This is a genomic window from Planctomycetia bacterium, assembly GCA_015075745.1.
In the GTDB taxonomy this organism is placed as follows: domain Bacteria; phylum Planctomycetota; class Phycisphaerae; order UBA1845; family UTPLA1; genus UTPLA1.
In genome coordinates, this window is record JABTTW010000001.1 from 3,013,981 (window position 1) to 3,039,690 (window position 25,710).

A 25,710-nucleotide genomic window follows, 5' to 3' on the forward strand; every position below is an offset into this window, starting at 1 on the left:
GAGGAGCGAGCCGGCGGCGATCGGTTGCGGGATACACGGGATGAATCGTGCGCAGAGCATTTCATTGTTAATACCTGCTCAGCGCTCGCGCGGATTTGGGAGGGATTCCGGTATGTCGGCCGATGCGCAAGGCGACACTTGCACTGGTCCGAGCAACTGGGATGAAGGGCTGTGCCTGGTCGGAGGCACGCGGGAGATTCAGTGCCTTACGGCCCCAGCAGGTCGGCGGTGAAGGGGGCGATGTCGAGGGCGTCGATGGCGAGGTCGGCGTTGACGTCGGCGCGTTCCAGCCGGCAGGAGTCGACGGACTGATCGAGGAGGATCGCCACCAGGGCGTTGATGTCGTCGAGATTGGCGAGGCCGTCGCCGTCGATGTCGGCGGGGAGGGGCGAATCCTGATCGTTGGGGCAGCCGGGGGTTCCGCCGACGAGGCCGCTGGCTTCCCAATTCGTCGAAAGGTTGCCGACCCAGGTCGAGTCGATGCGCTCCAGCGAGAAGCCATCGCCGTCAGGCGAGGTCGGCCACGCGCCGCTGTCGGAATACTCCACATCATCGACGAGGATGTACGGCACGAACAGCTCCGGCGGAGACTGCGGCGTGTCGGGCTTGAGCAATTGCACGCGCTCGCCGCCGTTACTGAGCTGGCCCGAGTAGGGGCCGATGACCTGGACGTCGTCGGCAAGGCCGTAGGTGGCGCGGAAGTCGACGAGCTTGGCCGGCTCAGCGATGGGATCAAAGCTGACCACGAGGAGGTATCCCTTGGGGGCGATCGACACGGCGAGTGAGAAAACGTGGCTGATGCCGCCGGTGAGCTGCCAGGGGTGTGTCACGCCGGGGCTTGGAAAGAAGGTCGAAAGGGCGAGCGGGGCGTTGGTGATGTTGCGCAGCTCGACGTATTCGTGGTCGGTGTTGTCGATGTTGCCGGGCAGGTCGGGCGGGTGGTACATCAGCTCGTTGAGGACGATCGGTCCGACGAGGGGCAGGGAGTTCGCCTCGCCGGGGGTGCGCGAGACCATCGCATAGAGGGGGCCGGTTCCGTCGGGGTAGCGGCCGATGGAGACGCCGTTTTCGGCGGGACCGAAGGTGATATAGTCGCGGCCGCCGGTCATGACGCCGAGGCCGTCAGCCTGTGACAGGACGACGTCATCGCCCTGGGAGGAGTTGAGGCCGAAGCCGAACTGGGTCTGGTAAAGGACGAGGTAGCCGTTGGCGGGGATCGTGGTCAAATCGGGGATCTGATACTGGGTGAGGTCGTTGAGCGAGTCGGAGAGGTACCACTTGCTGATGTCGATGGGGCTGCCGGTGGTGTTGTGCAGCTCGATGTAATCCTCAAGCGGGGGGTCGGTGTGGGTGAGGACTTCGTTGATGCGGACGGAGGTGAGCGGGGAGTACGGCAGGACGCTGCGCAGGGCGGAGAAGCTCTGCACGCTCGCGCCGCTGTTCCAGAGATTCGGGGCGCCGAAGGAACTGCTGCCGCCGTCGTTGTAGGCGGAGAGCGGCGTGATGGCGGCGGAGGGATTGGCCTCCAGCTTGCAGACTTCGTTGTTGCCGACGCCGCTGGGGGGGGCGATGCCTTCGCCGGCGGGGCCGAACTTCACCGCGTTGAGGCTGTCGCGAATGGTGAGTTGCCAGTTGTCATTGTTGACGCGGAAGTTGGAGTTGGTGATGTAGCTGCCGTTGGTATCGTCGGCGGCCTTGACGTTCAGCCACCACTTGCCGAGGGCGGGCTGATAGTCGTCGACGTTGTTACCGAGCTCCTCCGAGACGGTGATGATGGTGCCGCTTCGCAGGTCGGACCAGACGTTGTCATTGGTGAGGGTCAGGGTTTGCGGGCCGGCCAGGCTGCTGTCGTTGAGGGTCAAAGTCCATCCGCGCATGTCCAGATGGTCGGTGATGACGACCAGCTCAAACCAGTCGCCGCCGTTGCCCAGAACGGTGCCCCAGTAAGTGTCGGCCGAACCGTTGGCGAGAAACTGGGTGTCGCCGACGGCGTTGTATTCGTTGAGGATGACATCGGCCGCCCGCGCGGTCGCGGCGGCGCTTAGAAGAATCATAGCCGTCGCAACGGTCGTGATGAGTCGCATCTTTCTCTCCTCCGCCGGATGGCACGGCATGTTGAAGCCGCCGAATCGGGCGCATCTTGTTTATTCTTCGAATCTGAGCGTCACCGCTTCGCCGGGCATGAGGGTGGCGTCGTTCGACAGGGTGACGATGACCTCTCGACCCCAGATGGGCCAGGAGGGCATTTTTCGGAAACGAATCGGCGCCTCGGTAATGGCGTCGGCCACGCTCAGGACGGCGCCCTGCACCTGACGACTTTGTTCGTTGGTTGCGGCAACGGGAAAAACGCGAACCGGCTCGCCGAGGTAAACAAACTTCGAACGTTCCGGCGGGAGAAACGCGACGACGCGATTGGTGGCTGTGGGGGAGATATTGACCAGGGGTTCGCCGGCCAGCACGCGGTCGCCCGGCTCGACATAAATCGCCGTGATCTGGCCACGCGCCGGGGAACGAATGACGTACTGGTCGATCCGAAAGACGAGTTCGCGAATCTCCCTTTCGCGAACGTCGGCGGCAAGGCGGATCGGCGTGAGAACGGATTCGTAGTCGACAGGATCCTGCTGTGCGTCGGTAAAGGCGAACCAGCGCTCGTCGGCTTCCTTGAAGGCCTTCTTCATGCGCTCCAGCGCCTCGTCGGCCGTCTTGACGCGAGCCCGCAGGGCGTCGACCTGCGTCTTCATCAGGTTCAGCTCGCGGAAGTTCGCCTGATCCTCTTCATACAGGCGCTTCATGATGTTGTATTCGACCAGGGTTCCGTCGAGGGTGGCCTGATCACCGGCCCTTTCGATGATCTGGACCATGTGTTGAATGTGGGCGGATTCGCGATCGACCAGGAGCCGGCGTGCCAGGTCCCGGGCGTCGAGATCTGCGCTGGCCTGAGCCATCTCTATCTGGCTTCGCTCGGCCTCGACCTCGTATTTCAGCCGTTCCAAATCCTTGGAGATGGTCGAAAGGCGAAGCCGATCGGCGCGATCGTCCATCTTCGCCAGGAGCTCGCCCGGCTCGACGATCTGGTGAAGCTCGACCCGCAGTTCACGCACCATGCCGGGTTCGAGGTGGGCGATGGTTATGGAACGTTCCTCGCCATAGGCCACAACGCTGCCGGTGTTCGAACGTCGCGAGTAAAGCACCAACACGGCCGCGAGGGCCAGGAGCCAGACCGCGATGGGCCCGTAAGTCTCAAGCATTTTGCGGAGCAGGCGCTTTAGCCAGCGCGCCAGCCGGGACGAAACCGTTGATGATGCGGGCGGAACCATGTTGGTCTACGCCACCTCCTCGTGCTCCGGATCGACCAGCAGGTTGACGAACCGGATCGGTTTGGCGCCACGAAGCGTTGAGAGAAGGTCCGGGGCGGTCTCGGGGTCGCGGAGTCGGACACGGTAGACGCATTGATAGACGTTGCCGGCGCCGCTTTCCATGGCGGGGCCCTCGTCGATGGAGACGAGCGTATGTCGTTTGCAGTAACGAGCGAAGACGGCTTTAAGGTCGGACTCGTCGTATTCGCCGACGCTGATTTGAAAGCGAAGCACGCTTTCGAGTGAACGCCAGCCGCCGAAGCCGGTCATGTGAAGATACCAGGCGATCAGATTCGCCCCGAGAGCCCCGATCGCGGCGATTTGAATGAACCCCAGGCCCATCGCCATGCCGCAGACGAGGCACAGGAGAACATAAACATTGTCGCGCGCGTCGCGGACGATCGTACGGAAGCGAATGATCGCCAGGCCGCCGAGCAGACCGAAGGCCGCCAGCGGCGCCGAGGCGATGAGCATCATGCTCAAGGAGGCGATCATGGTGATGAGGACGAGCGACTGGGTGAAACCGCGGGAATAGGAAACGCCGCGGTGTGTCCACTTATAGAACCATGCATTAAGCTGACCGATGAGAAAGGCGGAGAGCAGGGTCAGCACCAGCGACCCGGCGCTTGACACCGTGGGCTCCTGAAGGGAGTACATGATTTCGTCCATGAAGCTGTTCATGCGATTCGAGTCTCCTTCATGTCCAGCGACACGCCCCGGGCGGCCTGCAGGCAGAGCGTGTACTTGCAGACGCCGCGACGAACGAGATCGCTCGATGCGAGCAGGTTCTTCAGCCAGACGGGGTATGTGTCGGTGAATTTGACTTCAAAAATCACGCCGCGAATCGGTACCGGCCACCAGGCGCCCGGGTCCGAGACCTGATTGGAGTCGACCGGCTGAAAGGAAAGCCGGCGATCAAAGCTGAGCCGGACGCCTTTGCCCGCATCCTGTTCGTAGGCCTCCCGCGTATAGAAGACCGCCACCTTCGGCGTCGCCCGAAGCTGATACCGAAGCCACTGAAACTTCGCCAGCTTATCGTTCGCTTCGGTTTCCGTAACTGTGCCTGGACAATGGGAGTTCGCGCCGTTTCGCAGCAGCCGGACGGCATCGGCGCGATCGACGATCGAGCGTTGTTTGTAGATGATGCCCATGACCTTGCGCTTGATTTCGAAGAAAGCGGGAAGGCCCTGGTCGGCCTGAAGGGCGTGACGATAAGTGCGAACCCGGAGCTTGAAGCGGTCCGGCTCGCCCGCTTCGACATTGCGCGCCAGTTGAAGGTCCGGAGAGTCGAGATAGACGGAGTGGATCGGGTACTGGCGATCGGCGAAGGGCTGGCAATTTCGGTCAAGTCGCAGGTTTTGGACGCAATACCTGCGGATGCGAAGCGCGAGCGCTTCGTCAATGAAGTACTTCACCTCGTGGCGCTGCCAAGATGTCCGAATCGAAGGATTCGTCATCGAACTCCCCGCTCAAATAACAATCGACCCTATTACAATGCTTAAAATGCGCCGGAGGTGAAATGGTCGAGCGTTGCACAACCCGCATTCTGCATTTCGACCGCTTCATACTGCAGAAATGCGAAGTCGAACTCAGCAGCACTGAGTGCATACCCAACCGATTACCTTGGCTTCTTATTCCGGCTGACCCTGGTTCGCTATCTTAGCGAATCCTTAACGCGAAGTGCAATCTCTTTCAAAAAAAGGTCGAACAGGGCAATTTAGGGATTTAAGGCTTGTTTAGGAATCCGAAATTGAATCGCCCCTTTTTAGCGAACTCCCCATGTGATCGCCTCAGTAGCCCGCATATTTCATCAGTGATCTTCGAATGGTGATGGACGGAGTTTTTCGGCTTTGTGCGTGAGCGGAGGGATGAAGGTGGAGGTTGGGGCGCGCAGGGCCCCCTTACCCCCAAGCGGTGATCAGGTTGTTTTTCGGGTCATGATGGGGCGGGCGGGATCAGGCGGAGTCGTGGAACCAGGGATCGCCACAGGTCCTGCAGGGGGCAGCTGCTCGACAGTCGCAGTACGACGCGGCGCACGGAGACGACCACCCGCGCGGCGACCTTGAGGAGTTTCAGGCGAATGGTGTTCACCTGGGCCTCGGCCAGTTCGGTGCCGGCCAGGGCCGTGCGGCGCAGCGTTTCCACCAGGACGTAGGCCGCCGAGGACAACAGCAGCCGGAACTGATTGGCCAGGAAGGCGTGGCAACTGGTGCGATCGGCGAAGAGCCCGAGCTGCTGCTCCTTGATGCGGTTCTCCATGTCGCCGCGGGCCGTGTACAGACCGTCGTAGATATCGTTCGGCGTGCGGTCGGTCAGGTTGGTCACCACGAATCGAACGTTGGGCCCCTGAACCAGCCGCTCGGCCTTGACGATCACGCGGCGCGGGCGATCCCAGGTCTGCGCCGCGTACTCGATCTCGTGGAAGTTCCGCACCTTCTGCTGCGTGGTGGCGAACTGGGCCTCGGCCGCCTGCATGAAGGACTCGGCCGCTTTCTCCAGGACGGTGTTGCGGGCCAGGCCCAGCACGTACTTGACGCCGTGCCGGTCGCACCATTTCATCATTCGCCGGCGGCAGAAGCCGGAATCCCCGCGGACGATGATCCGCACCCCGGGCCACGCCTGTCGCAAGCGCTGCACCAGCAGCTTCAGGATGGGCCAGGCGTGATGGGCCCCGTCGATGTTGCTGGGCCGCAGGTAGGAGACCAGCAGCCGCGAGCCGCAGAACACATACAGCGGTAGGAAGCAGTGGTGGTCGTAATAGCCGTGGAAGAAGCGGCCTTCCTGGTTGCCGTGGATCGGATCGTCGGTCGCGTCGAAGTCGAGGATCAATTCCTCCGGCGGCGATTCATAGGACGCGATGAACTGCTCCACCAGCACACGCGACATTCGTGCCAGGTCGCCGCGCGTGACGCGGTTCTCCAGCCGGCACAAGGTCGGACTGCTGGCCAGCGGCTCATCCGCGCTCGGCGGCCGCCCGGTCAGGACCGCCAGCACGGGATCGCTCCGCAGGGCTTGATGGTCGTTGAGATCTTCGTAGCCCATCGCAATGGCAAAGATGCGCTGGGCCAGCATGACCCGCTGGTCATGTTGAATTCGGGCCGGATCACGCGGGTCGTTGATGACCCCGGCCAGTTGATCGACCAGGCCCAGACGCCGCTCGACCTCCCGAAGCAGCAGACCCCCGGCGTCTGAGGTGAGCGTTCCGCCTGTGAAATCGGCCACGATTTTCTTGCGGCCGAGACTGGAAAAGAACATCGGTTTGCTGTTACAGTCTGTCACGAAAAAGCCTCCCTGCCTATGGACCGGAATGTTCTTAAGAAACCCCAGTCTACAAGGCTTCGAGGCTTTTTCTATTCCTATTCAACGCCGACCTGATGAAATATTCGGGGTAGCCCCCACGTGGCAACCGGAGGTCTCACGACTTGCCTGCGAGCGTCGTGCGGGCAGCTTGAGGCTTTTGCGGGGGGTGAGAGTGGGATATAGGCCGGCTTTATGCCCTGGGTGCCGGGTAATGGCAGATTGCGCGTCGCGGGGCCGCCTGGCGGGCTGGGTTTGCTGCCTCATTTCGCGATCCCTAAACTGGTATGCATGAGTGTGAAGCCGAAAGTGCTGGTCGCCATGAGCGGCGGAGTAGACAGCAGCGTCGCGGCCTGCCTCCTTCACGAGCAGGGTTACGACGTGGTCGGCGTCTTTATGCGCCTCGGCGCCGCCGATCCCGAGCCGGTCGGGGCCTGCAAGACAGGCGGTTCGACCGAGAGCACATTCTCTCTGCCGATTCGCTCGACGACGCCGGTCGAGCCGCGACATCGAGGCTGCTGCTCGGCGGCGGATGCGACCGATGCGCGCGTCGTGGCCGGAGAACTGGGCATTCCCTTTTATGCCCTGAACTTCGAGGAAGACTTCAGCCGCCTCAAGCAGTACTTCGCGGATGAGTATGCCGCCGCGCGGACGCCGAATCCCTGCGTCATGTGCAATCAGTGGCTCAAGTTCGGAAGGCTGATCGATTATGCGAACGCCATCGACGCCGATCTGATCGCCACCGGCCATTTTGCCCGAGTGGATAACTCCGGCGATCGGCCGCGACTTCTGCGCGCCCGGGACAGCGCGAAGGATCAGTCCTACGTCCTCTTCGGCGTTTCGTCGGAAATTCTCCGGCGAACGCTCTTCCCGCTCGGCGATCTGACCAAGGCGGAAGTCCGGGCACATGCCCGCAGGCTTGGCCTGGCCGTTCACGACAAGGCGGAATCGCAGGACATCTGCTTCGTGCCGGATCGAGACTATGCCCGCGTGGTTCGAGAGCGCCGACCCGATGCATTCATCGAGGGCGAGATTCGTCACGTTGATGGCCGCGTGCTCGGGCGACATGCCGGCCTGCCGAATTTCACCATCGGCCAGCGACGCGGGCTGCGCATCGCCACGGGCTCTCCCGTTTATGTCTCGCGGATCGACCCGGAGAGTCAGACGGTGACCATCGGCCCGGCGGAGTCGATTTCCCAGGCAACGACGCTTGCTTCGCGGATGCAGTGGATCGGCGAAAGGCCCACCGCGCCCTTCCAGGCGAGCGCGCGCATCCGCTACAACCACGAGGCCGCGTCGGCGACGATTGAGCCGCTTACAGGCGATCGCGTGCAGGTCTCGTTCGATGAGCCGCAGTGGGCGGTCACGCCGGGGCAGGCGCTGGTGATTTATCACGATGAAGAAGTGCTCGGCGGCGGCTGGATCGACTGACGCCGCGCGCTACTTGTGGGGGTTGTCTTTGCGGGCCATCTCGACGATCGACTGCGCCTCTTCGTCCGACAGCCAGTCCACGCGCATCCCTTCGAGCGTGTTGAAGAGCACGTGCCTTCCGCGCGTGAACAGGTCCAGATGCGCGTCGGCGCATACGGCGAGCGGTACCTTCTCACCGGCGGCGGGGATCACCGCCCAGTTTCGGGCGATCAGGTCATAATGGCGCGGCGAACTGCCCTTGGACGGAATGTCAAACATCTGCCACTGCTGCTCGAGGATGCTCACGTGTTCGTGGGCGAGGTCCACCTTCTTCGCCAGTTCCGCGTTGTAAAGCAGCGTGTCGCGGCACTCCCGGCGCCGTGTCTCATATCGATTCCACACCACGGTAAGCAGGATGGCCGCGGCGCCGAGGATCATCCACACCACGCGACGCCAGAAGACAACCTTCCGACGAAGGGCGATGGCGTCGTTCGCTATTTCTCGCTGGCTGGAATCCACTCGACACCTTGCTCCCGTCTTTTCCATCGGCCGGATGGCGCCTTCTCCATCCAACACCGAGTTTTATCCCTTGATCCGTCTAGAGACAATCCGCGTTTGGGCCACCCCACAGGATTCGCGTTTCTGAGAGTCCCTGCCGCATCCTTTGAAAAAACAGCGGTTTATATTGCAAACCCCCACATTCGAGGCTATCTTCCTCAACTTATGGAACTACCGAAACGCCCTCTGGGCGACGAGTACATCAGGCCGGGGGGGTATCGGGAACTCAGCCAGCGGCTCGCCGCCAATCCTAAGATGCGCGGATTGACCGCGCTGATCATGTACGCCTTCGATAACCGGACGCGCCTCCTGCCGTTCCTCTTTGCCGACTGGCGGATCATTCCCGCGGGCGTCCGGGCCGTGGCCGACTCCCTCGACGGCGCCGGCCTCACCAAGGCGCGCGTCGTCTTCCAGCTCTGGTCGCCGAATGTCAGGCCCTCCCATGCCCTCATGGAGAATCGGCCGCCGGATATCCTCCTCGTCAGCAGCATGCAGATTCACGCCCAGCGCGCCTACGACCTCGTGGCCGACGCCTGCTCCATTCCCGAAGACAAGCGGCCGCTCATTCTGTGCGGCGGCCCCAAGTCCATCTATGAGCCGTGGGACTACTTCGGCCGCGGCGAAGGCGGCAAGATCAACGCCGACTGCTGCGTCACCGGCGAATCCTATGTGATGCTCCAATTGATCGAGACGATCCTCGCCCACATGGGCACCGGGGATTCGGCGCGGCAGGCCTTCATCCGCGCCCGTGAGAGCGGAGCCCTGGAGAACGTGCCGGGCCTGGTCTATCGCATCGACCCGCCGGGCGGGCGCGAGGCGCACCTCGTTGACACCGGCGTTCAGCGGCTCGTTCAGTATCTCGACGAGTTGCCTCTGCCGCTGGCGGCCTATTCGCGGGTCGAGCCGCCGCACAAAAAGAAGACGCTCGCCCCGGCGCCGCTGTCGCGCGAGCAGATCACCAAGCGCGCCCGGATCAACTCGCTCATCATGACCCAGGGGTGCAAGTTCCGGTGCAGCTACTGCCCGATCCCCGCCTACAACCAGAACACCTTCCGCTTCAAGAGCCCCGAGCGTCTCGGCGACGAGATGACCCTGCTCAATCAGCAGTACGGCCTGCGCAACTTCTTCGGCACCGATGACAACTTCCTCAACCGCCGCGAGACCGTTGAGGAGATCGTCAATCACCTCGCCACGCGCCGCATCGACGGCCTGCGCTTCCACAAGAAGGTCCGCTGGGCCACCGAGGCCACCATTCACGACGCCTACAAGTGCATCGACCTCATGCCCAAGATGCGCCAGTCGGGCCTGCGGGCCCTGTGGTTCGGCGTCGAAGACCTCACCGGCACCATGGTCAAGAAGGGACAGGCCGGCACCAAGACCGCAGAGGTCTTCGCCGAGATGAACGCCAACGGCCTGTGCCCCATGCCGATGATGATGCACCACGACGGCCAGCCGCTCTACACGCCGGGCAAGCTCTACGGCCTCTACAACCAGGTGCGCTACCTGCGCAAGCACGGCGCCATCAGCATTCAGATCACCGTGCTGACGCCCGCCGTCGGCACCAACTACTTCGACACGCCCTACAAAGAGAAGATGGTCTTCAGCGAGGTCGCCGGCCATCGCGTCGATGAGGCCCGCTTCGACGGCAATCACGTCGTCGCCACCAGCGAGGGCAAGCCCTGGCGCAAGCAGGCCAACCTCATCCTCGGCTACGGCGCTTTCTACAACCCGATCAGCCTGCTGGGGGCGATGATTCGGCCCAAGCAGCGCCTCGCCGGCGCGGACATCGGCATGCAGATCATCGGCATGACCGCCCTGGCCAAGACGACGCTCGACTCTCTCATCTGGGGCTGGCGGCTGTGGCGCGGCCCGGTGAAGCGCTGCCAGGAAGTGCCCGGCTCGAAGCTGCCGATGGTCAAGGCCCGGCCCGACGAGATCGAGACCAAGCGCCCGACGGCCATCCCGCCGGACTCGATGGAGGCCTACGGCATGCACGTCGGAGACGACGGGGCGAAGAAAGGGTTCGCCCTGCCGATCCTCGCGGCGGGGTGATTTCGATTCAATTGCTCATTTTCGCCGCTTCTTAGGCCGCGTACGAGGGCGGGCAGCAGCCGCTTCCTCAATGCGTTTCTTTACGCGAGCCATGAACCTCTCACCATCAACAAGCTCGCCGCGCCGGGCTTCGTCCAAGCCTTCATCTATCTTTGCTTTCAAAATGTCGAGTTGCGAGTTCATTTGACGTTCAATGATCACCGATTCCACGTTGGTGCGAGGTAGGAATCTCGCTTTTGCCATGTCTAGAAGTGTCCATGATTGCTTTGTTTTCATAATCAGAGTTATTCCGCCTTATATGGTTTGTCGGTCTCGTCTCAGGTGAATGACCAATTAGTGCCATTGGGCGGGACAAGGAACCATGTCAAATTGGCATCGTAGCTTTCGCCAGACTACCCATTGAAGGTAGCGATCGTGAGGGCTATTCTACTGTCACTCGCATCGCCAATGCGCGTGCCCTAGCCTGCGGACGCAACTGGAATGGGAGCGGTCGTTCCTGAGGCCAGCAAGTCGAGTTAGTAGTCCAACATGATTGATCGCCCTTGTGATACATGGAAGACCTTCGAGTTACGGCTCGACGGATTTTTTGAGAAGAGGCCGATCGACCGTGATCGGTTTGTGTTTCGAGGCCATGCGAATGCGGAGTGGCTGCTCACGACGACACTTGATCGGTACCTCGAGAAATACGGTTTGAAGGACCGATAGCGAGCGCGGCTACTCTTGCTACAGACTTTTGGAGAGCAGGCTTCCGCACTTGGCGGCATTCCCAGTGAACCGGGAGAGGAAGCTATACCCCTTTCCGCCCGCCATCATGGCCTGCCGTCGACGATCATGGACTGGACACGATCGCCGTACGTTGCAGCTTTTTTTGCATTACGCGACGAGATACACGATTCTCCGGAACCGCCTAGCAATGTTGCGGTGTGGTGCCTTGATCTTCAAGAGGCCATTGGTCCATTTGGCGACGATGTGGAAATCATTGACGACCACCGTGCAATTCGATTGATTCCTCGCGCTATCGAGCAACGCTCCGTGTTTATTGACGTCCGGTATCCCTTCGACATGCTGACCCTCCCAGACGAAACGATTCGAAAGTTCATTCTTCCTGCGAAGGAGCGGAAGACGGTTTTGGCCCGGCTGGAAGGCATGGGACTCAATGAGCGAAGCCTTTTTCGGAGCTTAGAAGGGGCTGCAAACGTTGCCTCCTGGCGGGCCCGTGCTATGCTTATGGAGGAGTCATGAGCACACAACCTTTAGATTTCGACGAGCAAGGTGATTTGGGGAGGCTGGACCAACTCCTGATCGCCCTCTATGTGCAACACGCAACGACCGTGGATGCGCTGGCGTATTCCGAGACATTCGATCAGATATACGACGAGTTGCTGAAAGCGGGAGAAAAGCGATCAAAGGGCGAGGTCTTTCGAAGGATGCTTATGCTCCGCAAGTCCGGCCGTTTACCCAGGCTTGATCTCGACTTTGGTGGTCCAAACGAATCATTAAGTCAGGAACGGCGAGCAGGCTAACAGCAACTTGCGCAGATCAAGTCCTTGCTAGTGCGCGATTCTTTGCTCGCACCGTTTACCTTGGAATTCTCTTCCCTTCTTCTAATCAAGATTTCGGCGTCGCCGCGTCCCTAATTTCACTCTCAAAGGCGCGGGCGCTGAGCAAGAATTCACATATAGAGCCCAATTCACTTGCACCCCGCGAGGAAATGCTCGATGCCACTGGCCTGCCCAGACCAATTCTCAAGCCCCGGGCCTCAAACCTCAGGCCCGATTTCCAGCCTTCGACCCCGCCGCGCCGCAGGCCCCAGGCCTCAAGTCTCAGGCCTTTTTCTCAAAAAACCGCCGGAAAATCGAAGCGCCCCAACCCTTGCCCGCCACAAGTGTTGGCACAATTCCCGCGAGGCTTGTGTCACCTTATGTCACCTTGGATTTGCGCCCGCCCGAATCCCGATTCCGGCCCCGGCATCGCCGCCATGCCAACGACCCGACACCGGCCCCGCACTCACCCTGCTCTCCTGCTCTCCTGTTCTACTCCTACTCTCTGCCTGCTTGCAGGCCCCCCCGACTGGGAGAATCCCCAATGCCCCAGCCCCTAATACAGCGGGTTCACCACCATCCCCGTCGCGAGCTTGGGATAAAAATACGTCGACTTCTGCGGCATAAGTTCGCCGGCCGTGCAGATGTCGCGGAGTTGCTGCATGGTCGTCGCCGGCATGAGGCAGGCGATGCCGGACGAGACGGTCGCGTCGTTGACCGCCTCCATCATGGTCTTGTGATAGTGGATCGCCGGGGCCGTGCCGCCGCAGAGCTTCGGCGTGATGATTTCGTCGATGATCAGCCGGTGCAGGACGCTGTACGGCAGGGTTCGCCAGGCCGCCTTGCGCTTCGGTTCGAGCTCGGCGAGCAGGTCGGCCTTCGTCGGCGCGATCGTCGCGCAGACGTCGCCGGTGCCGATGTAAAGCGCCATCGAACCGGGCCCGGCTGAGGTCAGCAATGTTGCGAGGGCGTCTTCGTCCTTGGGCCGCTTGACGACCTCCCAGTTGAAGAAGCCGGCCAGCGCCTGCCGCAGCGCATCCGGCGTGATCTTTGGCACGCCGGTGATGGTGCGGAAGTAGGGCATGATCGTCGCGCCGGGGTCCTCCATGCCGCCGAGGACGGCGAGGACGTAATTGACCGGGTCGCTCTCGGGCGGCTCGCCGGACTCGGCCACCTGCTGCGCGCGATACATCAGCGCCGTGCCGTAGCGGTGGTGCCCGTCGGCGATGAAGACGGGCTTGTCGGCCATCTTGGCCATGACCTCTTCGATGATCGCGCGATCAGTCACGGCCCAGAGGACGTTCTGAATGCCGTCGAGAATGCCCGCCTGATCCGGCTCGCGATGGTCGATGGCCTCGCCGAGCAGAGCGGCGACCTCGTTGGCGGGATCGGGATAGAGACCGAAGATGGGGCTGACGTTGCAGCGCGTCGCGGCCGTGAGCTTGAGCCGGTCTTCCTTCGGCCCGCCGAAAGTCTGCTCGTGGGCGAAGACCTGCCCGCGACCGAACTCCTCGAGGCGGAGTCGGGCGAAGAACTTTTTGCGGGTGAGGGTCTTCTTGCCGAGTTTGTAAGACTGATGGTAGACGTAGAGGCCGGGCAGCTCATCACGAGCGAGGCAGCGAATGTCGAGCCAGCTCGTCATCTCGCCGGCGGCGCGCTGATAGACTTCGTCCGGCCCGGCGGTCTTCGGCGGCACATGGGGCAGGTCGATGGCGACGATGTTATGGTCGTCCTTTCGGAGCAGGGCGGCCTTGTCGGTGTCGTCGAGGATGTCATAGGGCGGGGCGATCAGGTTGCTGACGTCGCGTTCGGTGAATCGCAGCGCGGTGAAGGGTTCGATGTGTGCCATGGCGGACCTCGGGTGGATGGGCGTGTCTCTTTATGGACTCATGATCCGACGAATGACCGGCCGTGTCCAGCGATCACCCTTGCAGCGGGGGGAGGCGTCGGCTTTCGAGTCCACGGACGATGCGGTATCGTGCCCGGTTTGCGAGAAGGCGGATGAGCAGCGACTGGACAATTCGGCGCGAGATGTGCGAGGTCGCGCGGCGGGTCTACGACAAAGGGCTCGTCGGCGGCACCGACGGAAACATCTCCGCGCGCATGACCGGCGACCGGCTGCTGATCTCGCCGAGCGGCTCGTGCCTGGGACTTTTGGAGCCGGCCGATCTTGTGCTGATCGATCATTCCGGAAATGTCATCCTCGGGCGCGGCCGCCCATCGAGCGAGCGATGGATGCACATCGAGGCGTATCGCGAGCGCCCCGACGCCCAGGCCGTCATCCACGCGCACCCGCCGGCGACCGTCGCGTTCACCGTCGCGGGGATTGAGATGGACCCGTGCGCGCTGCCGGAGGTGATTCTGGCGTTCGGCCGGGTGCCGGTCACGCAGTACGCGACGCCTGCCACGACGGAGGGGGCGGTGGTGGTGCGCGAACTCATCCGGCAATACGACGCGCTGGTGCTCGATCGACACGGGTCGATTACCGTCGGGAAGTCGCTGAACGACGCCTTCTTCAAGCTGGAGAAGCTGGAGCACGGGGCCTATACGATGGTGCTGGCTCACCAGCTCGGCAGTGCCCGGCGACTGCCGCCGGAGGAAGTGGCGAAATTGGCGGCGCTGCGCGAGTCGATGGGGATCGGCCGAGCGAGCGATGTGCCGCCCAGTTGCACGCCGGGGGTTTCGATTCCGTCGATCAAGCCGAAGAGCAACGAGCGGTACTAGTGCCGTATCGTTGGCACTCTCCGCCGTTACTCGCCCGACGCGACTTCGATGCCCGCCGCGTGATGCTGCTGCCACGCCAATAGCGAGACCAACGCCCACAGACAGAAATTGTGATCGGCCCGGCCGGAGGAATGCTCGTTCAATGTGGCCATCGCGCCCTCGCGCGACAGGAGTGGCCCGAAGAAGCACTTGTCATCCGCGATGAGTTGTCGGGCGAAGTCATTCAGCGGGCCGCGCAGCCAGACGCCGACCGGCACCTCGAAGCCCTTCTTCGGCCGATCGTGCAAAAGCGGCGGCAGCATGTCCCTGAAGGCCTCGATGAGCAGGTGCTTCTTCTTCCAGCCGGCCAGCTTCCACTGCCAGGGCATGGCGAAGACGCTTTGCACGAGGCGATAGTCGAGGAATGGGGATCGCACCTCGAGGCCATGGGCCATTGAGGCGAGATCGACCTTGGTGAGCATGTCGTCGGGGAGCGACGTTTGCCATTCAACGGCGAGATGGGCATTCAGGTCGCCGTCGCCAGAGCCGGGCGGTCGATAGTGCCAGAGTAACTGCACGACGGCCTCAATGAGCTCCGGGGCGGTCGATTGGTCGGCGAGCAGACGCGTGAGGGTGCGGTCGTCGCTGGTGCGCATCCAATTCGCCTGGCGATGCGCCGGGCCCGGGTCCATGGAGCGGATGGCCCGCTTGGCCTGGGAGAAGATGCCTCCCCATTTCGTCTCTCGCCGCGAGGGCAAGCGCTCAATGAGGCTTCGCAGCGGGGCATAGAGGGGCGTTCGAGCGAGCCACCCGATGCGCTGATTCAGGGTGGCCGAGGCGTAGCGGTTGTAGCCCGCGAAGAGTTCGTCGGCGCCGTCACCGCTGAGGGCCACGGTGACATGCTCGCGCGTGAGGCGGGAGAGCAGATAGGTCGGCAGGACGGAGCTGTCGGCGAACGGCTCACCTACATGATGCTGGACGGTGGGGATGATGTTCTGCACGTCGGACAGTGACAACGGCAGCACAGTGTGATCGGTGTCGTGCATGTCGGCGACGGCCTTTGCGTAGCGGCTCTCGTCGTAGAAGGGATTGTCGGGGAACGACACGGAGAAGGTGCGTACGCGACGGTCGGAGGTTTTGGCCGCGACGGCGGTCACGATCGCCGAGTCGATCCCGCCGGAGAGGAAGACGCCGACGGGGACATCGGCGAGAAGCCGCTGACTAACGGCGTTGGAGAAAGTGGAGCGAATCTGAGCGCAGGCTTCTCGGAAGGATGAAGCGGCGTCGGGTGCGGCGGACCTTGCAGGCGAGATCGGCGGCGCCCAAGCGCGAATCTCAATTCTGCCGGATTGGTATCGCAACGAGTGGCCGGGTCGCAGCTTTTGAACGCCGGTGAAGATGGTGCGCGGGGCGGCGATGAAGCCGAGCGTCAGCAGTTGGACGACAGCCGTGGGGTCCATTACCAGATTATTCGTGGCCGGGCGAAGTGCGTGCAATTCCGATGCGAAGGCGATGCCTCCGCCGGGCAGCTCGGCGTGCAGAAGCGGCTTGACGCCTGTTCGATCGCGGACCAGGGTGAGCGTTTTGTCGTCGCTGCGCCAGAGGGCGAAGGCGAACATGCCGTTGAGATTGGGGAGGAATGACAGTTCCGGGTCGCGGCGGCACAGCTCCAGCAGGACCTCGGTGTCGCCGGTCGATTTGAAAAAGGCGCCGGCGGCGCGGAGCTCGTCGCGCAGTTCGCGGAAGTTGTAGATCTCGCCGTTATAGACCAGCGTGACTTTGCCATCGGCGCTGGTCATCGGTTGATCGGCGGCCGGGGTCAGGTCCTGGACCTTGAGCCGCGTATGGGCGAGGCCGAGACCGGCTGCGCGATTGACCCAGATGTCGTCGCCATCGGGTCCCCGGTGCCGAAGTCTTGCGCACATCTCGCGCAGCATCGCTTCGTCCGGCGCGGCGTCTGGTCGAAGGTATCCGGCGATTCCGCACATAGGGCGCAGAGGAACGGCAAATGCCACAAATGTCAAAACGACTTTCGATCCCGGCTGGGCGGCCACCGCGTGCGCTTGCTTTCACGATCCGGTGTCCTGAGCTACGCTAGCGAGCGATGAAGATTCTGCATGTGGTTCAATCGCTCGATCCGGCCTGGGGAGGCATCGCGCGGGTGCTGCCGATGCTCGCCGCCGAACTGGCGAAGGCGGGGCAGACTTGCCGCATCGCGACACTCGCGGGCGGGCGCTACGGCGCACCCCCAGAAGTCAAAGGCGTGGAAGTCCTACGGTTTGCCTCGCTGGACGGTTCGCGATTTGGAAAGTCGGCGGACTTTTCGGCACGGGTCGGCGAGCTCATCCAAAGCGCGGACGTGGTTCACCTGCACGGCCTGTGGACCGGTCAGAACTGGGCGGCGGGGAAGGCGGCTCGCAAGATCGGGAAGCCTTACATCATGACGCCTCACAGCATGATGATGCCGTGGGCGTGGCGCCGCAGCCGTTGGAAGAAGCTTCCCGCGGGCTGGCTTTTTGAGCATGCCAACCTGCGCGGGGCCAAGTTTCTGCACGCGTTGGCAGACGGGGAGGCGCGGGCCATGCGGGAGCTTGGCTTCAACGAGCGTATTGAGGTCATTCCCAACGGGCTGAATGTTGCGGAGTTCGAGCAACTGCCGTCGGCTGAGGCGATTGAGTCCCGATTCCCGGAGCTTTCGGGGCGCAACCTGCTGGTCTTCATCGGGCGGATTCATCCTCAGAAGGGTATCGTTCAGGCGCTTCAGGGGGCATTCGACACGTTTGCGGCGGCGAAGGATTGGCACTTTGTCATTGCTGGGCCGGACGAGGTGGGGATGCAGCGGATGCTCGGGGCCGCCGTTGCCCGGAAGAAGATGACGGATCGCGTCACGTTCACGGGTCTGCTCTCACGGGAGGAGGTTCGGTCGCTGCTCGGCCGGGCGGGCGTGCTTTTGCAGCCGAGCATGAGCGAGGGGCTCTCGATGTCGATCGTTGAGGCGCTGGCGGCGGGGGTGCCGGTGGTCATCTCGGAGGCTTGTAACATGCCGGAAGTGGAAGCGGGCGGGGCCGGCCGGATTGTCGAGGCGGATCGGGGTGCCATTTCTTCGGCACTTAAGCCCATTGTTGCATCGGAAGACGCCCGGCGGGAGATGTCGCGTCGCGCTCGGGAATTGGCCCGGGAGCGATACGATTGGCGGGGATTGATTCCGCGGTATGTCAAACTCTACGAGCGGGCGATCCGTGAATAAGTATTAGTACTCATCTCGATCAATGTCGCGAACGGCCGCTTTGCGGCTTGGGTGCGGGTGATCCTCGTTTCAAGTTCAGCCGAAGCATTGCCGGGGACCGACGCGCTCGAGCGAGGGATTGGTTTATACTGAAAGACTTTGATCTCGACCTAACGCTTTTTCTCTTCTGCAATTAACGATTGATATGGACATGGCATGTCGCACTCAGGGCCGGCGCATGTCGATCGCGGCATAGGACATGCTAGGAAAGTGGCACTGGCCGACCCCAAAAAAACCTTTGCTCGCGCCCACCGTGCGTAGGTACAATTGACGCGAGGCTCGATTCCCACTTCGGTCCCCATCGGGTCTGGGCATTTATTTTCACGCGCCGGCAGCAATGTGCCGTTCGATCAAAGGGAGGAATACCATGAGACAGAGCACAAGTTCGGTCGCAGTCTTTGTCTGCGCGGCATTGAGCATCCTGGCGACGTCCGGGCGCTTGATGGCTCAGTGCGAAGCAGAATGGAAGGGCACGCACATATTGGGTATCGATGGGGCCGTATACGCCCTTGCATCGTACGATCCAGATGGGCCCGGTCCTGAGTCTTCGCATTTGATCGTGGGCGGGCTGTTCAGCATGACAGATGAAGCCCCGGCATCAAATATTGCGATGTGGAACGGGTCGCAATGGTTGCCGATCGGCGCACCCGGCGATCCTGATGGCACCAACGGCAAGGTCAACGTGATCTTAAGCGTCGACCTGGACGGCGCTGGGCCGAACAATCCGGTCCTTATCATCGGGGGCGAATTCACGTCTGTAGGCGGTGTGTGGGCGAATCATATCGCGATCTGGAATGGGACAGCATGGTCGTCTCTACCACATGGTTCGGGGAACGGTGTGGACGGTGTCGTCAATGCATTGGCGATGTTTGATGACGACGATGCGGGCCCGAACCCTCCCGCGCTGTTCATCGGCGGGAGTTTTACGTCGGGAGGCGGCATCACTGCGAATAACATTGTGAAATGGGATGGCGTGAATTGGTCGGCTCTCGGCTCGCCGGAAGGCGTCAGCGGACAAGTCAACGCGTTGAAGGTTTTCGATGCGGACGGCATCGGTCCAGGATCACCCAAGTTGATCGCAGGAGGCGAGTTTGCCACCACCAGTGGCGGAACAACGGTGAATCGCATTGCCTCCTGGAATGGAGCGAGTTGGTCGGCACTTGGACAGGGAGTTAATAGCAGCGTTTACGCCATGGAGGTCATCGATCTGGACGGCGAAGGCCCGGAGCAGCCTGTGCTCATTGCGGCTGGATTGTTCACCAAGTCGGGCCTTTTCGTGAATGGCTCAGTCCTCAAATGGAATGGAGTAAACTGGAGCTCGATCGTGCCGGCGGGGGAGACTTCTCCTTTGGGTGTGCGGTCCTTTTTGTATGTTCCGCCTGATGGCGAGGGATCACCGCCGATTCTCTACGCAGCCGGGGACTTCGACCACATCGGCTCAACAGTCGTCAACTATTTTGCGAAGTGGACCGGGACGACGTGGACAGCGGTTCAAACACAGGGTCAGGTGGGTTTCTCGGGGCCCACTCGCGCCATGTTGATGCACGATGTGGACGAATCCGGTCCCGCCGGCCCGACGCTGGTATTTGGCGGCGCATTCGACCGCGCTGGTAGTGTGATCGCCCCCCATATCGCACAGCATGATGGCCAACTGTTTTGTCCGTGGCCGAATCCGTCCGGCAAGCTGGGCGGCGCCGGGGGCGATATCACCACCATGACGTTGTACGATGACGAAGGCGGGAATTCCTACCCCGAACTGTACGTCGGCGGCACCTTTCACAATATCGGGGAAGCAAGCAGCTACAACGTCGCGAAATGGGACGGGAGTAACTGGGTCAGCATCTCCACAGTCCCGCCGGGCGACTGCGTCCCTTACTCGATGGTGTCGATCGACATCGATGGACCCGGACCCGAGCCTCGTGTACTCGTTGTTGGAGGGTTCTTTACGAGGCTTGGTGGCGTCTCAGAGACCTCCGGCATTGTGAAATGGGACGGCGCTTCGTGGTCGGCGCTCAATGGAGTGCCGTTTTTGGGTTCCGGCGCCGTCGACGCCATGGCTGCATTCGATGAGGACGGCGACGGGCCCGGTCACGAGAAGCTCTTCATCGAATGGGGTTGGACAGGGGGAATCGCGCGATGGAACGGGACAAGCCTAACCGCGATGGGAACGATTGCCGGCGCCGCCCCTCGTCGTGTGAATTGCATGATCACATGGGATGACGACGGTCCGGGTCCGAACCCTGAGGCGCTGTACGTCGGCGGTAAGTTCGACAGCATCAGCGGCGTCCTCGTCGGCGGTATCGCGAAGTGGAACGGCACGAATTGGTCCGGCCTGCTTGGACCCCTCGGGCTCGGCGTTACCGGTGAAGTGATGTCTCTCGCGGTGCATGACGAAGACGGCGACGGGCCGGGCCTCCCGGTACTATTTGTGGGCGGCAGTTTTGCGCAAGCCGGGGGAGTAACCGTGAACAACATCGCGCGGTGGAATGGGTCAGGGTGGTCAGCCGTGGCCGGCACGAACGGGACCGGCGTGAACGATTTCGTCCGGGCCATGGCTTCGCTTGATGACGACGGGCCAGGTCCCAATCCGCCATCACTCCTGATGGGCGGTGGCATGTCGTTGGCGGGAACCGTACCGGCGTATGGCGCCTGCCGCTGGGATGGGCAGCGATGGTGGGCTCTCGAAGTACTTCCCGGTTATGGCGTCAATGCAATTCGCCAGGGCTGTCTCATTGCACACGATGACGACGGCCCGGGTCCGCGGCCGAAAGTCGCTTTTGCCGGCGGCTGGTTTTCGTCGGCGGGGGGGGTTACTGCACTGCACATCGCCAAGTGGGGCCGAGATTACGCGTTGGGGGCCGGCAGCCTCGATGGTCAGATCAACGGATCTGAGATTCAGTCGTTTGTCGATGCGCTTCTATCCCCGCCCGCAACCGAGGCACAGCTTTGTATCTATGACTTCGACCTTGATAGCGAGGTGAACATCAGCGATGTTCCCTATTTTACATCCATTCTCGTCGGAGGGTGATCGAGGGGCGTATTGCCGAAGTTTGCTAGTCTGCCCGTCAGACATTCGACGGTTGCAATGGGTGCGTCCCACTGCTTAGCCTCAGGCCAGCTTGGTCGTCAGCTTCATAGGCATCGTCATCTCATGTGACGAAGTGCCACTCGTCTCTTTTACTTGTCAGGTGTAATGCCCAATAGGAAGGAATTTCCATGCGCTGGCGGCGCGAACCAACTTTGCGGCGGGGCGTAGCAGGATGATCGGGCGAAGGAACGCCCGGCGCATTGGGGTCGGCGTCAGGGAGGAATCTCGGTGGAGTACAATCTTCGATTCAACTTTGCCATAACCGCGGCCGTGGTGGTGGTCGCCGGGATTTTGAGCGTGACCACCAGCGCGGTGATTGCCTCGCGGGCTTACGTGGAGCGCGGGGCGCAGGCGGTCAAGACAGAGCAGGTCATTTCGGTCAAAGGCTCGACTCGCAAGAGGATTCGTTCCGATCAGGCGGTGTGGCACATTGCCGTTCGCGGAGAACACAAGGACCTCAAGGAGGCGTTCGCCGTGCTGGACATGGGCGTCCGGGATGTGGCGGAGTTTCTTAGGGAGCAGGGGTTCTCTACTCAGCAGATCGTGCAGGACGCCATCAATACGGTTGAGCATCACGTGCGCGATGCAAAGGGAAACGAGACGCGGGAGATCAGCGCTTACTCGTTGTCGCGCGGTTTCACGATTACGACGCCGGACGTGGACCGCATCTTTCGCGCGGCCGGAGAGGTGACGCAGCTCATCGAAAAGGGGATACTCGTGATCTCATGTTCGCCGGAATATTACTACACGGACCTGGCGCCGCTGAAGGTCGGACTGATGGAGGAGGCCGCGAAAGACGCGAGGGCGCGGGCGGACAAGATCGCGGGGGCGGCGGGTTGCCGGGTGGCGGAGGTGATGTGGGCGAACATGGGCGTGCTGCAGGTGACACAGCCGCACTCGACCGACGTGAGCGACTACGGCGTCTATGACACCGGGACGATCGACAAGGACGTTCAGGCGGTGGTGTCGGTGCGATTTCGGATTGAGGCGGATTAGAGCTTCCTCGACATTTCCGGAGGATGTGTCGCGCTAGTTGGCGGCGGCGCGACTGGAGATGAGCGAGTCGAGGAATCGGCGTGACTCGGTCGTTTCGGCATGGGTGGGGCCGAGGAGTTTTTCGCGAAGGGCGAGGGCCTCCTCGCCGAAGGCCTGTGCCGCGGAGATGTCACCTCTTGCCAGTTTTACCTGAGCGATGCTGGAGAGGAGCCGGGCAATGTACTGATGATCCTCGCCGTAGCTGTGGTCACTGCGGAGGATGCGCAGGGCGGTCTGGAAGCACTGTTCGGCGGCGTCGAACTCGCCCTTGCTCTGAAAGAGCTTGCCGAGATTGTTGTGTACCTTGGCGACCTGAGGATGGACGGGGCCGAACGATTCCTGCTGGAGTCGCAGGGCTTCGCGATAGCTGCGCTCGGCGTCTGCGAACTCGTCGGGCGTGTGCCGGATGCGATAGAGGCCGCCCAGGATGCTCAGAGTCTGGGCGACGTCGTCGCGGGCCAGCCTGATCTCTCGTGAAGCGGCGGAGTCGGCCTGAACGGCGGCGAGGACATTGCGGCGGATGCGGAGGGCCTCCTCCAGGTTCGCCTTCGCTTCCTCGAATCGTTCGTCATCGTGGCTCTTGACGACGCCGAGATGATTGAGCGTCTCCGCAACGTCGGGGTGGTCGGGACCGAGGACGTTTCGACGAACGGCGACCGCCGCCTGCCATAGATTCTCAGCCTGGTCGGGCTCTCCCTGGAGAAGGCGCAGCACGCCGAGGTCGTTCATGCTTTTCGCGGTTTCGATGTTGTCATCGCCGAGCAACTTGCGGCGCGTTTCCAGTGCGTAGGTCAGGTGAAGCGCCGCCGAAGGCAGGTCGCTGAGGCTGCGGTAGGTGTTTCCGATCGTGTTGCGAACTGCCGCGGCGACCAGAGGATCATCTTCCAGTTCCTGCGTGAGGGTCTTTGCCTTGGCATCGAGCGATTCGAGGACGGTGACGTCGCGCCGCCCTGAGCGCTCCGGGTCCGGCGCTTCGTAGAACGACTCAAGAATCGTTTGCACGCGCTGCCCTCTTGCCGCTTCGGTCGAGATGCGGCGGGCCTGCAGCAGCGTCGACACACCGGTTCCGACGAACGTGAGGAGCAGCGTCGCGGCGAACCCGACAGACAGGCGATGCCGGGCGACGAGCTTGCGAAGCTGGTAACTCGTGCTTCGCGAGCGGGCGAGAATGGGCATGCCTGACAGAAAGCGGTCGATGTCGTCGGCGAAGGCGGCAGCGCTTTGGTAACGGCGCTGCGGTTCGTTCTCCATCGCTTTGAGGATGATCGATGCCAATTCGCCGGGTACCGCGCGTTTGAGGCATTCAGGTTTTATTGCCGGGTGAGGGTGAGCAGCGCCGAAAGCTGATCGTCGCGAGTTGCGGCCGGCGTCATCGGGCAGAGAACCGGTCAGGAGTTCATAGAGGACGACCCCGAGCGAATAGATGTCGCTGCGAATGTCGATCTGATCCTGCTGCCCCTGGGAATGTTCGGGGCTCAGGTAGGGGATTGAGTCGAGGTAGCGGTCGTCTTCGGCGTGGGTAGGACGTGCGGCTTCGTCGCGCCCCAAGAGCCGGGCGTGTCCTATATCGATCAGCTTCGGAAAGGCGGGAAGATCGTCGCCGTGCGAATGGCCGGCGGCCTGATCCGAGACGAGGACATTTGAGGGTCTGATGTCGCAATGGGTGACGCCGCGCTGGTGGGCGTAGCTGACGCCTTCGCAGACGCGACGGAAAAGGACAAGACGCTCGCGAAGAGTGAGCGGCTTTTCGTCGGGCCCTTCGAATCGTTGACCTTCGGCGAACTCTCGCAGGCCGACGCCGCGGACCAGCTCCATGGCGAAGAAGAGGCTTCCGTCGTCCAATCGACCCGCTTCCAGCATCGCCGCGATAGCCGGATGATTGAGGCGGGCAAGCGTCTGCACTTCCCGTTCGAAGAGGCGGAACTGAAAATCGCTGACGCGCGGGCCCGTGCCGATGACTTTCAGGGCGACCGGAGTTCGGGTATCGCGCTGCTCGGCCTGGTAGACGACGCTCGATCCGCCGCGGCCGATCTGCCTGATGATCTGGTAGTCGCCGATTACCCGCGGCGCTTCGGCGGTTGCGACCGGTGCGCAGCTAACGGCGACATTCTGCAATTCGCCGATCAGGTCGCGCATGTCGGAGACTTCGCTCTTGCAGGAGAGACAAACCTCCAGATGCTCGGAGATCTCCGCGCGCGAGGCTGCGTCGTCGTCTTCGCCCTGGACCCAGGTCCAGAGGCGATCTCGGGACATATCACAACTCATGAGATGCTTCCGGATTGATTGCGGAGGGCCTCACGAAGGTGCTCGGAGGCGCGAACGAGCCTTCCCTTGATGGTGGGCTCACTGACCTCCAGCGCTTCGGCGATCTCCGCGCGCGATAATCCTTCAACGTGCTTCAACATCAGCACGCTGCGATATTCTTCGGGCATGTTGGACAGCACCTGTCGCATCAATTCCTGTCGTTCGTTATAAACAGCTCCGGTTGGCCGGCCTGCGCCGAGCCTCGCGGCGTCGGCGAAGCCGCTACGGCTTAGGCTCTGCTGCCGCCTGCGCATGATGTCGAGGCAATGGTTGCGGGCGACCTTGTAGAGCCAGGGGCGGAGGTCACCTGAGGGCAGCTCCCTGCCGTCGCTCAATCTGGCGAAGGTTTCGCGGGCGACTTCCTCAGCCAGGGCTTCATCGCCCAGGTAACCCATGCAGAAACGATGCAGGGCTGCCTTGTACTTCTCAAAGATCGCATCGGGCGCGGCGACATGGTCTTCGCGCACGGTCCCGATGGGCCCGGAAACGGAGAGTGAGTTTTCAGATGTCAGGTCCATATTCCAATCGCCTTGCCGCGGGGACGTAATGGTCCCCGACTAATACTAAAATACGAACCTCCGAAACGTCATGACGTAATTTAATTGCCTAAAGTGCCGGGTAAATGCCCGTACAGAGGCCTGTAAATCGGGTTGGAGAATTATGGGGAGTTGCCCGTGACCAGATATCGGTCCGGTTGGTTGAGGGTCGATATCATTGGGGTCGTGATTGCTGGATGTCGCCCGGGCGGGTAGACTTGTGGCGTTCCCGGCCAACCGGCGAAAGGAAAAGGGTCTCCGTACGTTTAGTGCTACGAGCATGATTGATTTTAACAGGCAGTACAGCCGAGCAATTCGGCGAGTGATTCTGACGAGGGCCTATGCGGGCCTGTGTGCCTTCTTGCTTGTTGCGTCTCCCGCCATCATGCCTGGGAACGGGCCCTTCGGCTCCCGGGGCATCCCGGTCAACGAAGAAGAGAAGGGGGCTCCTGTCGAAAAGGGGGAGTGTCGGTCGGCATCGTCGGTCCTAGCCGCGGAGTCGTCCATTGCACACTCCGCAAGCAAGCGCCGCAGGGACCCACTT

General features: G+C 62.0%; 19 protein-coding genes. 8 read left to right on the top strand and 11 right to left on the bottom strand.

Annotated elements, in window-relative coordinates; translation table 11 throughout:
- Positions 1-206 precede the first annotated feature (206 nt).
- The 5 genes from HS101_11975 to HS101_11995 all read right to left on the bottom strand — a co-directional run bounded on the left by HS101_11975 (position 207) and on the right by HS101_11995 (position 6,611).
- Positions 207-2,084 carry a lamin tail domain-containing protein gene (locus HS101_11975; GenBank protein MBE7506980.1) on the bottom strand — a complete coding sequence of 626 codons (1,878 nt, stop codon included), beginning with the start codon at positions 2,082-2,084 and terminating at the stop codon, positions 207-209.
- Between the two features lie 60 nt (positions 2,085-2,144).
- Entirely contained in the window at positions 2,145-3,317 is a 1,173-nt protein-coding gene (locus tag HS101_11980) for an HlyD family efflux transporter periplasmic adaptor subunit (protein ID MBE7506981.1), read from the bottom strand.
- A gap of 6 nt (positions 3,318-3,323) precedes the next feature.
- Complete coding sequence (locus HS101_11985; GenBank protein ID MBE7506982.1) at positions 3,324-4,037, bottom strand: hypothetical protein; 714 nt, start codon at positions 4,035-4,037, stop codon at positions 3,324-3,326.
- Positions 4,034-4,813, bottom strand: a complete 780-nt coding sequence (locus HS101_11990) for a polyphosphate polymerase domain-containing protein (protein ID MBE7506983.1) — start codon at positions 4,811-4,813, stop codon at positions 4,034-4,036. Before HS101_11990 ends, HS101_11985 begins: the two co-directional genes overlap by 4 nt.
- A gap of 478 nt (positions 4,814-5,291) precedes the next feature.
- Complete coding sequence (locus HS101_11995; GenBank protein ID MBE7506984.1) at positions 5,292-6,611, bottom strand: IS1380 family transposase; 1,320 nt, start codon at positions 6,609-6,611, stop codon at positions 5,292-5,294.
- A gap of 333 nt (positions 6,612-6,944) precedes the next feature.
- On the opposite strand from HS101_11995, the gene mnmA reads away from it, so the two are divergent.
- Positions 6,945-8,084: a tRNA 2-thiouridine(34) synthase MnmA gene (gene mnmA / locus HS101_12000; protein MBE7506985.1), complete on the top strand. Its 1,140-nt coding sequence runs from the start codon at positions 6,945-6,947 to the stop codon at positions 8,082-8,084.
- Between the two features lie 9 nt (positions 8,085-8,093).
- Here the strand turns inward: mnmA and HS101_12005 are convergent, their stop codons facing one another.
- Positions 8,094-8,639, bottom strand: a complete 546-nt coding sequence (locus HS101_12005) for a hypothetical protein (protein MBE7506986.1) — start codon at positions 8,637-8,639, stop codon at positions 8,094-8,096.
- A gap of 147 nt (positions 8,640-8,786) precedes the next feature.
- Between HS101_12005 and HS101_12010 the strand changes: the two genes are divergently transcribed.
- The gene (locus tag HS101_12010) at positions 8,787-10,673 is read left to right on the top strand and encodes a radical SAM protein (GenBank protein ID MBE7506987.1); all 1,887 of its coding nucleotides are present in this window, start codon (positions 8,787-8,789) and stop codon (positions 10,671-10,673) included.
- Positions 10,674-10,688: 15 nt separating this feature from the next.
- Here the strand turns inward: HS101_12010 and HS101_12015 are convergent, their stop codons facing one another.
- A complete protein-coding gene (locus HS101_12015) occupies positions 10,689-10,949 on the bottom strand; it encodes a hypothetical protein (protein MBE7506988.1) in 261 nt (86 codons plus the stop codon).
- A gap of 555 nt (positions 10,950-11,504) precedes the next feature.
- On the opposite strand from HS101_12015, the gene HS101_12020 reads away from it, so the two are divergent.
- Positions 11,505-11,915: a hypothetical protein gene (locus HS101_12020; protein MBE7506989.1), complete on the top strand. Its 411-nt coding sequence runs from the start codon at positions 11,505-11,507 to the stop codon at positions 11,913-11,915.
- On the top strand, positions 11,912-12,196 hold the full coding sequence (locus HS101_12025; GenBank protein ID MBE7506990.1) for a hypothetical protein: 285 nt from the start codon (positions 11,912-11,914) through the stop codon (positions 12,194-12,196). The genes HS101_12020 and HS101_12025 overlap by 4 nt, the downstream gene beginning before the upstream one ends.
- A 574-nt stretch (positions 12,197-12,770) precedes the next feature.
- On the opposite strand, the gene HS101_12030 is transcribed toward HS101_12025, so the two are convergent.
- Complete coding sequence (locus HS101_12030) at positions 12,771-14,063, bottom strand: DUF1015 domain-containing protein (protein MBE7506991.1); 1,293 nt, start codon at positions 14,061-14,063, stop codon at positions 12,771-12,773.
- Positions 14,064-14,215: 152 nt separating this feature from the next.
- Here HS101_12030 and HS101_12035 point away from each other — a divergent pair, with 152 nt between their 5' ends.
- Positions 14,216-14,938: a class II aldolase/adducin family protein gene (locus tag HS101_12035; protein ID MBE7506992.1), complete on the top strand. Its 723-nt coding sequence runs from the start codon at positions 14,216-14,218 to the stop codon at positions 14,936-14,938.
- 26 nt (positions 14,939-14,964) lie between these two features.
- Here HS101_12035 and asnB read toward each other — a convergent pair whose 3' ends face one another.
- Positions 14,965-16,905: an asparagine synthase (glutamine-hydrolyzing) gene (gene asnB / locus HS101_12040; GenBank protein MBE7506993.1), complete on the bottom strand. Its 1,941-nt coding sequence runs from the start codon at positions 16,903-16,905 to the stop codon at positions 14,965-14,967.
- A gap of 116 nt (positions 16,906-17,021) precedes the next feature.
- Here asnB and HS101_12045 point away from each other — a divergent pair, with 116 nt between their 5' ends.
- From HS101_12045 to HS101_12055, 3 genes are all read left to right on the top strand, one after another.
- Positions 17,022-18,164 carry a glycosyltransferase gene (locus HS101_12045; GenBank protein MBE7506994.1) on the top strand — a complete coding sequence of 381 codons (1,143 nt, stop codon included), beginning with the start codon at positions 17,022-17,024 and terminating at the stop codon, positions 18,162-18,164.
- Positions 18,165-18,570: 406 nt separating this feature from the next.
- The gene (locus HS101_12050) at positions 18,571-21,231 is read left to right on the top strand and encodes a hypothetical protein (GenBank protein MBE7506995.1); all 2,661 of its coding nucleotides are present in this window, start codon (positions 18,571-18,573) and stop codon (positions 21,229-21,231) included.
- A gap of 288 nt (positions 21,232-21,519) precedes the next feature.
- A complete protein-coding gene (locus tag HS101_12055) occupies positions 21,520-22,287 on the top strand; it encodes an SIMPL domain-containing protein (GenBank protein ID MBE7506996.1) in 768 nt (255 codons plus the stop codon).
- Between the two features lie 33 nt (positions 22,288-22,320).
- On the opposite strand, the gene HS101_12060 is transcribed toward HS101_12055, so the two are convergent.
- Together HS101_12060 and HS101_12065 are read right to left on the bottom strand one after the other, a co-directional pair.
- Positions 22,321-24,579: a serine/threonine protein kinase gene (locus tag HS101_12060; protein MBE7506997.1), complete on the bottom strand. Its 2,259-nt coding sequence runs from the start codon at positions 24,577-24,579 to the stop codon at positions 22,321-22,323.
- A gap of 8 nt (positions 24,580-24,587) precedes the next feature.
- Positions 24,588-25,148, bottom strand: coding sequence for a sigma-70 family RNA polymerase sigma factor (locus HS101_12065; protein ID MBE7506998.1), 561 nt, complete (start codon positions 25,146-25,148; stop codon positions 24,588-24,590).
- Positions 25,149-25,710: the final 562 nt, after the last annotated feature.

What these genes read in the sequence shown, in the direction of transcription:
- HS101_11975 (MBE7506980.1), bottom strand. Translation starts at nt 2,084, where the DNA reads ATGCGACTCATCACGACCGTTGCGACGGCTATGATTCTTCTAAGCGCC.
- HS101_11980 (MBE7506981.1), bottom strand. Translation starts at nt 3,317, where the DNA reads ATGGTTCCGCCCGCATCATCAACGGTTTCGTCCCGGCTGGCGCGCTGG.
- HS101_11985 (MBE7506982.1), bottom strand. Translation starts at nt 4,037, where the DNA reads ATGAACAGCTTCATGGACGAAATCATGTACTCCCTTCAGGAGCCCACG.
- HS101_11990 (MBE7506983.1), bottom strand. Translation starts at nt 4,813, where the DNA reads ATGACGAATCCTTCGATTCGGACATCTTGGCAGCGCCACGAGGTGAAG.
- HS101_11995 (MBE7506984.1), bottom strand. Translation starts at nt 6,611, where the DNA reads ATGTTCTTTTCCAGTCTCGGCCGCAAGAAAATCGTGGCCGATTTCACA.
- mnmA (MBE7506985.1), top strand. Translation starts at nt 6,945, where the DNA reads ATGAGTGTGAAGCCGAAAGTGCTGGTCGCCATGAGCGGCGGAGTAGAC.
- HS101_12010 (MBE7506987.1), top strand. Translation starts at nt 8,787, where the DNA reads ATGGAACTACCGAAACGCCCTCTGGGCGACGAGTACATCAGGCCGGGG.
- HS101_12015 (MBE7506988.1), bottom strand. Translation starts at nt 10,949, where the DNA reads ATGAAAACAAAGCAATCATGGACACTTCTAGACATGGCAAAAGCGAGA.
- HS101_12020 (MBE7506989.1), top strand. Translation starts at nt 11,505, where the DNA reads ATGGACTGGACACGATCGCCGTACGTTGCAGCTTTTTTTGCATTACGC.
- HS101_12025 (MBE7506990.1), top strand. Translation starts at nt 11,912, where the DNA reads ATGAGCACACAACCTTTAGATTTCGACGAGCAAGGTGATTTGGGGAGG.
- HS101_12030 (MBE7506991.1), bottom strand. Translation starts at nt 14,063, where the DNA reads ATGGCACACATCGAACCCTTCACCGCGCTGCGATTCACCGAACGCGAC.
- HS101_12035 (MBE7506992.1), top strand. Translation starts at nt 14,216, where the DNA reads ATGAGCAGCGACTGGACAATTCGGCGCGAGATGTGCGAGGTCGCGCGG.
- asnB (MBE7506993.1), bottom strand. Translation starts at nt 16,905, where the DNA reads ATGTGCGGAATCGCCGGATACCTTCGACCAGACGCCGCGCCGGACGAA.
- HS101_12045 (MBE7506994.1), top strand. Translation starts at nt 17,022, where the DNA reads ATGAAGATTCTGCATGTGGTTCAATCGCTCGATCCGGCCTGGGGAGGC.
- HS101_12050 (MBE7506995.1), top strand. Translation starts at nt 18,571, where the DNA reads ATGAGACAGAGCACAAGTTCGGTCGCAGTCTTTGTCTGCGCGGCATTG.
- HS101_12060 (MBE7506997.1), bottom strand. Translation starts at nt 24,579, where the DNA reads ATGTCCCGAGATCGCCTCTGGACCTGGGTCCAGGGCGAAGACGACGAC.
- HS101_12065 (MBE7506998.1), bottom strand. Translation starts at nt 25,148, where the DNA reads ATGGACCTGACATCTGAAAACTCACTCTCCGTTTCCGGGCCCATCGGG.